Genomic DNA, 8,341 nt, shown 5'->3' on the forward strand with positions numbered 1-8,341 from the left:
GCCGGGTGGATGCTGGCTACGAACAGGGCGACCGGGTAGACGAGCACTACGATCCCATGATCGCCAAGCTGATCTGTCATGGCGAGGACCGCAACGCCGCCCGGCAACAACTGATTCAGGCACTGGACGCCCTGGAGCTGGAAGGCATCCACCATAACGCCGCCTTCCTGCGCCGGGTACTCAACGACGAGGCTTTCGCCGGGGCCGAGCTGGATACCCGCTTGCTCGAACATCGCCCGCATTTGCTGGAGGCCACCGCCGTCGACCCCGCCTTGCTGGCCCTGGCTGCGGCGCGCTTGCAGGCGCACAAGGCCACCGGCGACAGCCCCTGGCAATCCCTCAATGGCTGGCGCCCACTGAATCAGCGCCTGCGCCAAACCCGGGTGGAAGCAAACGGTGAACAATTCACCGTACGCGAAGACGGCCAGCAAACCGCTATCGGTGACCGTCAGGCCGCTGTCAGTTTTGCCGTGACTACCGCCGACCAAGATTTCAGCCTGCATTGGGGAACGGACAGCCTGGCGGCCCGCTTCGCCTGGCAAAATACCCACACAGTGGTGCTGTTTGTGGGCGGCCAAGCCTACCCGGTCACCCTGAACCCCAGCCGTGATACCGCCCGGCATGCGGATGCTGGCGGCTTCAGCGCCCCCATGAGCGGCACCATTGTCGCCCTGCATACTGCCCCCGGCGATAGCGTTGAAGCCGGCGATGCGGTGATTACACTGGAAGCCATGAAAATGGAGCACACCCTGCGCGCCACCGTACCCGGCACGGTGAACGGCTTTGCCGTCGCCGCTGGCGACAGTGTCAGCGAAGGCACGGTGCTGGTGGAATTCACCGCCGCTGACAGCCACGCGGATACCGACAGCAAGGGAGAGACAGAATGAGCGAGCCTCTCTGGCAACCCGATGACAGCATCCAGCACACCCACCTGGCCGCTTTCTGGCAACAGGCACGCACCAACAGTGGTCTGCCTTTAACGGATTATCAGGCCCTGCATCGCTGGTCTGTGGAGCAACCGGACGCCTTCTGGCAACAGGTCTGGGATCATTGCGGTGTGGTCGGCCGGCCCGGCGATACCGTGCTGACGCCAGGGGAACGCTTTCAGGACGCCCGCTGGTTTGCCCACGGCGAACTCAATTACGCGGAAAACCTGCTCAAACGTAACGACACTCACACCGCCGTCGTCAGCGTGCTGGAAGATGGCAGCCGCAGTGTCATCAGCTATGCACAACTGCGGGTGGCCGCCGGCAAAGTGGCCGCCCAACTGCTAGCGGCCGGCATTCAACCCGGAGACCGGGTAGCGGGCTTTATGCCCAACCGCACCGAAACCCTGATCGCGGCCCTGGGCGCCGCCTGGATCGGTGCTGTCTGGTCCTCCTGCTCCCCGGATTTCGGGGTTTCCGGGGTGCTGGATCGTTTCGGACAGATCGAACCCAAGGTGCTGCTGGCCTGTGATGGCTATCACTACAACGGCAAGTGGATCGATCTCGGCGAGCGTATAGACGCATTGCATGAGGCCTTGAAACCGGAATTATTGATTGTGGTACCCGGCCGTGGCGATAGCAGCAGCGTTCCCCGGGCACTGATCTGGGGCGCCTGGCTGGAGGCCGCCGGCCCGGCGCCTGACTTTATGCGCCTGCCCTTCGATCATCCGCTTTTTATTCTCTATTCCTCCGGCACCACCGGGCAGCCCAAATGCATCGTCCATGGAGCTGGCGGCACCCTGCTTCAGCAGACCAAAGAACTGCATCTGCACGGCGATGTGCGCGACACCGACACCCTGTTCTACTTCACCACCTGCGGCTGGATGATGTGGAACTGGCTTATCTGCGGCCTGCACACCGGCGCCACTCTGGTGCTCTATGACGGCAACCCGGCCTACCCGGATACCGGCCGGTTGTTTGACCTGATTGATGCGGAAGGCATTACCCACTTCGGCACCAGTGCCAAGTTTGTTCAGGCGGTGGAAAAATCCGGCTTGCGCCCGAAAGACAGCCACGACCTGGGCACCCTGCGCACCCTTTTCTCCACCGGCTCGCCACTACTGCACAAAAGCTATGACTACCTGTACCAGCAGGTGAAACCGTCATTACTGGTCAGCTCCATTTCCGGCGGCACCGACATTATTTCCTGTTTCGCACTGGGCAGCCCCATGCTGCCGGTGTATCGCGGCGAGCTGCAATGCCTCGGCCTGGGCATGGATGTGGCCGTATTCGATGACAACGGCCAGCCCCTGGCCGACAGCAAAGGCGAGCTGGTGTGCCGCAGCCCCTTTCCGTCCTGCCCGGTAAGCTTCTGGAATGATCCGGACGGCCAGCGCTTTCACGCTGCCTACTTTGCCCGTTTCCCGGGCGTCTGGGCCCATGGCGATTACGCCCAGCTGGTGCCCCATGACAGCCATCAGGGGCTGATTATCCATGGCCGCTCCGATGCGGTACTCAACCCCGGAGGTGTGCGCATCGGCACCGCAGAGATCTATCGCCAGGTGGAAACCCTGCCAGAAATCCGCGAAGCCATTGTGGTCGGCCAGCAATTCGACGGTGATGTGCGCGTGGTGCTGTTTGTGGTGCCCGCAGACGGCGTAGACCTGAATGACGAACTCCAGGCTCGCATCCGTAAAGCCATTCGCCAGGGCGCCACGCCACGCCACGTGCCCGCCGTCATTCTGTCGGTACCCGAAATCCCGCGCACGGTCAGCGGTAAAATCGTGGAGCTGGCGGTGCGAGAAGTCATCCATGGCCGGCCTGTCACCAACCGTAACGCCCTGGCCAACCCGCAGGCCCTGGCCCATTTTGCCCAGCGCATTGAGCTTGAAGACTGACCCTCCGGTCGCCGGGTCATTGACGGCCCGGCGCAAAGGCGCATCATGGACCCTGTACCGACAGCCATGACAGACCATAATGATAAAAAATACCGTCACCCGGGCGCTGGCTACACTCCTGCTGCTTTGCGCCTCATCGGCCCTCTGGGCACAGATCATTACCCTCACCGGCGCCGACTTCAAACCCCTGATCGGCAAACATATCGGTCTGTACTCCTTTTTCGCTGTAAAAGAAGGTCGCCTTGTGCCGGTTCCCCACCAGTGGGTCCAATGGTCCAGGGAGGGCTACCCCTACTTTGAGAAAGATGACAGCACGCATCTGATTGGTGATCCGCGCCGCATCGATACAGAAGACCGGCTGTTGTTGCGTTTCGAAGACGGTGGCCCGGCATTAAGCGGTAATGTTTCAGAAAACGTCGCCGCAGAACTGCTGGTCTCCCATAACGACAAGGAACACCATTTTTACCTGGTCAAGAACGCCTATCTGCAAAGCACAGAGCGCTATGTGCAGTTCGACCCGGAAAGCATGACCATCAAAAGCACCGACTTTGCCTTGAGCATGACAGATCAGAATCTGTTCAAGTGGAGCGATTTTTATTTTCGCGGTTTCGAAGGGGAAAACGGCGAGCGCCAAAGTATTCTTGATACGCTCAAATTGCGCCTCAGCGCTGGTGTATTCGGAGAAAACAATCGCGTCACCCTGAACAACAACAACCTGGATCCAAAAGTAGAACAGATTATCAGCGGCCCACTGGCAGCCATGGTCTATGCCACTACCTCCGTCAAGGTGGCACGGGTGCCGGTGCTGCGCATTCACAACTATTTTCTGGTGATGCCGCAACAGGTCGATATCCATAGCCGTTTCACCCTGCCCGGCATTGCCGACACTGTGCTGGCACGCCCTGCTCTGGATATTTCGCTGGATGGCAACGGCCTCTACGACAGCAAACTGGTTACCAGCTGGACCGGCAACCACGTGGGCATTACCGATGGAGTGCTGTCGGACTCGGAAAAAGCCATGCTCGCCATGCCACTGGAAGGCAACAACTGGATCTGGTTTGGCACTGGCCGGGGCTTCGACATGCTGGCCCAGCTGGCCTTCGTGAAGGGCTTTGATACCCCCGCCCGGCTGCTCTATCAGGACGATGCCAGCCAGGTGAACGAACCCGAAAGGTTTGCCGGGCAATTACCCAATGTGGGCTTTTCACTGACTGACATTCCGTTTGGTAAGGAATTTTATTTCATCACCCGAATGTATTATAGCCGTGATAGCAATGGCCTTCCGCCGGGTGTCTATGCAAAAAAACTGCTCTCGGAACCAAAATCTAGATTGTTAATGAAGTAAATAAAAAAAGCCTCTGATACCAGAGGCTTTTTCTTTCAGTGATGGCTTAACCGGTGGTAGACCTCGTCCTTCAGCCGTATGCGGTCCTGCTTTAGCCGTTCCATCTCAGGATCCGAAATCGGGCTCTCGCGCATCTCCAGCCCCCGTATCTTTTTGTCCAGTTTATCGTGCTCCAGAATCAACGCCTTGAACGAGGGGTCGGCGTTAGCAAGCTCGTCTATCTTCTGGTGAACATCGGGAAATTCGTGATGAATGCTGTGATTTTCGCCCAACATGAAAGTCGCTCCTTAAATGGAAATGGCAAGCCAGCCCAATACGACCGGCCCTGTTTATGCGACAAGCAGAAACGGTTCACCGTTCCCCTTAACGCTCAAATCACCACATTTTCTGATTAGATTCAATCGCCCGTGGCCGTAAGATAAAAGTGAGCATGGCGGTACGGCCATGTCGAAATCTGCACTACGTTGTCCCCCTGCAGCCTTGTCCTGCAGTGTTTGGTGGTAGTCGGTAAATCCTATCCATCTGCACCACGGAGGCATGCACATGGCATTACCGAAATTAATCACCCGAGATCATCAGGAACACGGCTTGATGCGCATCACCGACCGCTGCCACCACCCTGATGCCGGCCTGTTCGGCCCCGGTTCCATATGCTGGCAACTGATGCGCGAAAACCTCATGTGCCTGGCACAAGGTCGCGTATTACTCCTGGCGCTGGCAGACAGCCGCACAGCGCAACTGACCACATCCGGAAACGACATGATGCAGCGCCTGCAACACACGCAGGTATTTATGCTGAAGCTGGTTTTTGGCAATCTGGACCAGGCGTTACTGACCCTGCAAAGCCCCTGTACCCGCCGCAAAACCCTGTTCGATGTGGAAGACAGCGACACCCTGTTGTACATGCTTACCGCGTGGATGGATTCGTGCCTGCGGATCTATCAAAGCGTTATTGAACCGCTGTCCACCGCCCACCAGGAAAGGCTGTTCGAAGAGACCATGGTGATGGCCGAAGCCATGGGCATACCCCCACAGCGATTACCGGTGCACTGGCATGCACACCAACGCTGGTGGAGCAAACGGCTGGCCCGCAACGGCGACATTCCCCGCCATCGCCGCCAGCTTGGCCATACCCTGATACGCGAACAGGGTTACCCCGGCCGGCTCCCCTACGGGAGTTATCTTGGCCTGGCGTCTTTTCAGATTCCCGAACACCTGCGCGAACAGTTTCGGTTGCCACAAACGGGACTTGATGCCCATCGCAGCTACCAGAAACACATTCACCGGCTAATGGACCTGACCTGCCGGCTACCCGAACGCTTGCGCTACCAGCCCGCCTACCATGAAGCCCTGCAACGGCTTAGCGGCCGCGCCCGCGCGGATCTGCCAACGCGCTTGCTGAATCGCTGGTGGTCCGGGGAATCCGATCTGGTCAGCAGCGGCTGGTCGATTCCGAAAATCGACCGGCTCCCCAGCGCCAGTTATTGAATCGGGAAACGCCACAGGCTTCACGCAACAAGCAACACGCCAAACTCCCGGCGTGTTGCTTGTTGCGTGAGCCCTGTTGCGTTTATTTAAGGTTCATCGGGGATTTGAGGGAATATCACGTTTCTAGCAGTTGGCTTGATTTGTCGTGAATGTCTCGCACGTTGCCGGATGCTAAACGCCGAATGCCTGACGAGGAAACGAGCATCGAGCGTCGCCTGCATAATGTATTATCAGCGTTTGACCGGCGAGTTTTGATGCCAGGCAGCCCCTAAAAAACGCCCACGCTAATATAGGAAGGGGTTCTGGCATCGTGAAGGAGCCTGTAATCCACCAACCTTATTCGTGATGCAAGCATCACTCCCACAAAAAAATCAGCGCTGTTGGGCGTGCTACAGAGACTCCCCAGTTCGTCGCTTCAACCTTCCAGAGCATCAGGGGCCTGATTTAACGTCCGGCATCAGGCGTTTGGCATCCGGCAACGCCGGCATTTCTGGCAACTCTATGGTCAACCAGGCATAACGGCGTTTTTCACGCTAATCCGCGAAGAACCTTATTTAAAGCCGCGGTGTTCCTTAATCATTTCGTAGGCCTTGCTGATTTCCGCGGTTTTTTCCGTGGCCACGCGAATCATTTCTTCCGGCACGCCTTTGGCGGCCAGCTTGTCCGGGTGGTGCTGGCTCATCAGTTTGCGGTAGGTCTTTTTGACCTCCTGATTACTGGCGCTACCAGTGATGCCCAGCACCTGATACGCCTGCGACAGGGACGGACGTGATGGTCCGGCTGCCTGCTGGCCACCCTGGTAGGAATGCCCACCGCGGGCGCCGGAAAATTGCGCCTGGGCCAGCAGCATGTTGAGGATCTGCTGAAACTGGGCGCGCGGCACACCCAGGCCTTCCGCCACCCGCACCAGAATCGCTTCTTCGGCCGGGTCCAGTTCGCCATCGGCCAGCGCGGTTTGCAGCAGAATTTCCAGCAATACCAGAATCAGTTGTTTGCGATGCTTCACGCTTGTCGCAAACGCGGCCACGGTTTGGTCCAGCGGAAAATCGTCCTGCTTGCCCTGGTTAAACAAGGCAATGGCCTGCTTGCGCTGCTCTTCAGACAGCTGCATGCGATCCATCACCGCCCTGGCCTGTGCAATTTCGTCTTCGCTGACACGGCCATCGGCCTTGGCCAGGTGCCCCATGATCGAAAACGCCGTATCGAACAGCGCTGTCTGAATCTGTGACTGTTCGCCCGGGCCATAGGGCCGAAACGGGTTAAAGGTCTGTACCCGTTCGGCGCCCTTGTCGAGCATATGCCCAATCAGCACGCCGATACCCAAGCCAATGGGCCCGCCCGCCAGCATGCCGAGCAGGCCAAGGATGATCTTTCCACCCCAATTGAATTGCATCACGGTTCCTGTTTGGTTGCGTTAAACCAGCCCAGGCTGGTTATCGTGTCGGCCCGGGGCCGGTACTCCGCACTCACCCAGCCCGCATAATCCAGCGAGTCGATGTGAGCAAACACGGTATCAAAATGAATTTCGCCGCTGCCCGGCTCATGGCGCCCGGGATTATCGGCAAACTGAATATGTCCTATATGGGGACAAAGTCGCGAAAGGGAACGGCACAAATCCCCTTCCATAATCTGCATATGATAAAGATCGTATTGCAGGCGGATATTGTCGCGGCCCGCCGCCTCAATCACCGCCATGGCCATGGCCGAGGTATCCACCAGAAAACCGGGCATATCCACCCGGGAGTTGATCGCTTCCAGTGTCAGGGTCAGCCCCTTGGCGGCGAACAGGTCCGCAGCAAAACGCAGGTTCTCCACCAGGGTTGCAAAGGCCACCTCTGACGGCAGCGCTGCCGGTTTCAGGCCCGCCAGACAGTTCATCTGCCCACAGCCCAGCGCCTCGGCGTAGTCCATGGCGGTAAACACACCTTCGCGAAACGCCTCCACCCGATCCGGCAAACACGCAATGCCGCGCTCTCCGGCATCCCAGTCCCCGGCAGGCAAGTTGAATAGCACCTGGGTCAGCCCGTTCTCCGCCAGCAATGACGCCAACTCGTCAGCAGACCAGCCATACGGGAACAGATATTCCACCCCCTTGAAGCCGGCATCCGCCGCAGCGGCAAAGCGGTCCCGGAACGGTAACTCAGTGAACAGCATGGACAGGTTGGCGGCAAAACGTGGCATTACCCGTTCTCCTCTTCGGGATCTACCCCACCGGTGCCAGCAGACAATCGAACGCCATTGAGCCTTTCCAGCTCCAATAGCAGACCACTGTGATCCACATCGCCATGACCGCTTGCCTGCAAGGCCCGATATTGTTCGAACACCCGCTGGCTAAGAGGAAGGGTTAACGCTTCAGCACGGGCCTCGTCCAGAATCATGCGCAAGTCCTTGAGCTGGATCCGCGCCGGGGCGCCGGGTTCGAAATCCCGGGCCAGCATGCGCTCGCCATGCTGCTCAAGAATCTTGCTGCCCGCAAAGCCGCCCAACAATGCTTCACGAACTTTTTCCGGGCGGGCGCCACCCTTGGCGGCCAGCAACAGGGCTTCTGAAACCGCGCCGATGGTAATGCCGACAATCGCCTGGTTGGCCAGTTTCGCCAGCTGGCCGCTGCCCACCGTGCCAATATGCGTCGCCTTGCCCAGGGCTTGAAAAATCGGCCCTGCCCGGTCGACGTCTTGATCACT

At 58.7% G+C, this 8,341-nt stretch carries 8 protein-coding genes; 4 read left to right on the forward strand and 4 right to left on the reverse strand.

The window, feature by feature from the left end:
• The 3 genes from A3730_RS08760 to A3730_RS08770 form a co-directional block, all read left to right on the forward strand.
• Positions 1-887: biotin/lipoyl-containing protein (locus tag A3730_RS08760; protein WP_304439482.1), on the forward strand; the 887-nt coding region annotated here is incomplete at its 5' end.
• A complete protein-coding gene (locus tag A3730_RS08765; protein ID WP_063537937.1) occupies positions 884-2,824 on the forward strand; it encodes an acetoacetate--CoA ligase in 1,941 nt (646 codons plus the stop codon). The genes A3730_RS08760 and A3730_RS08765, both read left to right, overlap by 4 nt.
• A 79-nt stretch (positions 2,825-2,903) precedes the next feature.
• On the forward strand, positions 2,904-4,169 hold the full coding sequence (locus tag A3730_RS08770; protein ID WP_063521056.1) for a hypothetical protein: 1,266 nt from the start codon (positions 2,904-2,906) through the stop codon (positions 4,167-4,169).
• 35 nt (positions 4,170-4,204) lie between these two features.
• Here the strand turns inward: A3730_RS08770 and A3730_RS08775 are convergent, their stop codons facing one another.
• Entirely contained in the window at positions 4,205-4,444 is a 240-nt protein-coding gene (locus tag A3730_RS08775) for a YdcH family protein (protein WP_063521055.1), read from the reverse strand.
• Between the two features lie 268 nt (positions 4,445-4,712).
• Here A3730_RS08775 and A3730_RS08780 point away from each other — a divergent pair, with 268 nt between their 5' ends.
• On the forward strand, positions 4,713-5,657 hold the full coding sequence (locus A3730_RS08780; protein WP_231880632.1) for an oxygenase MpaB family protein: 945 nt from the start codon (positions 4,713-4,715) through the stop codon (positions 5,655-5,657).
• Between the two features lie 550 nt (positions 5,658-6,207).
• Here the strand turns inward: A3730_RS08780 and djlA are convergent.
• From djlA to A3730_RS08795, 3 genes are all read right to left on the reverse strand, one after another.
• Complete coding sequence (gene djlA, locus A3730_RS08785; protein WP_063520184.1) at positions 6,208-7,050, reverse strand: co-chaperone DjlA; 843 nt, start codon at positions 7,048-7,050, stop codon at positions 6,208-6,210.
• Positions 7,050-7,838: a hydroxypyruvate isomerase gene (gene hyi / locus A3730_RS08790; protein ID WP_063520185.1), complete on the reverse strand. Its 789-nt coding sequence runs from the start codon at positions 7,836-7,838 to the stop codon at positions 7,050-7,052. The genes djlA and hyi overlap by 1 nt, the downstream gene beginning before the upstream one ends.
• The coding region (locus A3730_RS08795; RefSeq protein WP_156501093.1) for an NAD(P)-dependent oxidoreductase at positions 7,838-8,341 on the reverse strand (504 nt) is incomplete at its 5' end. The genes hyi and A3730_RS08795, both read right to left, overlap by 1 nt.

It is taken from the genome of Alcanivorax sp. HI0044, assembly GCF_001634945.1.